We start from the raw sequence: 1,011 nt of genomic DNA on the forward strand, positions 1-1,011 counted from the left end.
ACAGACTTTGACAGATCAGGAAACGTGAAAACATGGGAGGATGAAAGAAATATTATTGAACCCGCAAGTGTTGTTGCTGCCGGTAATCTTGTCGCCGATTTTAAAGATAATATTCATATTCGCACACCACTACCCTATGACATAAACGAAATGTCCCAAATAACGGTTGCAGGCGGTTATGATACGTTATCTGCTGAAAATGTCGTATTAAACTCAGGGAAAATCAGCAACAATAATATTATTAAAGCGAATAACGACATCACCCTTTTGGCAACTGACTCTGTTACATTAAACACCGGGGAAGTTATTTCCGGGGGTAATGTATCTATGATCGCCGCTGATAATATTGATGTATTACAGAGTAAAATCAAGGGGAAAAATATTACTGTTATTAGCCGCAATGCTGATTTGAAATTGCAAAGCAATCAGACTGCCGGCTATTTCAACCACGATGGTAATCGAATAATCAGCAGCATTGAGGCAACAGGTGATTTATTGCTAAATGCAGGTAAGAATATTATTTTGCGGGATGTATTTTTAACTAAAAGTGATAATATTACTTTGACGGCAAATAATGATATTACGATTGATAATAACAATGTTGCGCTATTATCACATAAACGCATTGGCAGTATTCTCTCTGACATTAAAGAGCAGGAACTTTTTAATAACCTGTTATCTAAAGTGGGTAAGCTGGATGCAAAAAGTTCTGTTGTGATGAATGCCGGTGGAAATTTATCGGCTAAGAGTATTCATTTCTCCGCAGAAAAAGACATCAATTTAACGTCGGCAAAAAGTATTGATCTGACTCCCCGTGAATTATCGCCTTCACTGAGTAAATTCTTCCCTTCATCACGTTCAGGAGAATTAAGCAGCCAATTAACCGCAGGCAATAATATCAGTATTATCAGCGGTACAGATATCAACGGAAAGGCGGTTCAGATACAGGCAAACGGTAACGCATTATTGTCCTCTGGCAGGAATATCACCCTCCTGCCCCTGCTTTACTCT

1 protein-coding gene is annotated in these 1,011 nt (G+C 38.6%); it reads left to right on the forward strand.

Features of this window, described 5'->3' with window-relative positions:
* Positions 1–24 precede the first annotated feature (24 nt).
* Positions 25–1,011: hemagglutinin repeat-containing protein (locus tag KZ793_RS13975; protein WP_225815887.1), on the forward strand; the 987-nt coding region annotated here is incomplete at its 3' end.

The sequence above is a fragment of the Photorhabdus antumapuensis genome (genome assembly GCF_020387775.1).
GTDB classification, from domain to species: Bacteria; Pseudomonadota; Gammaproteobacteria; order Enterobacterales; family Enterobacteriaceae; genus Photorhabdus; species Photorhabdus antumapuensis.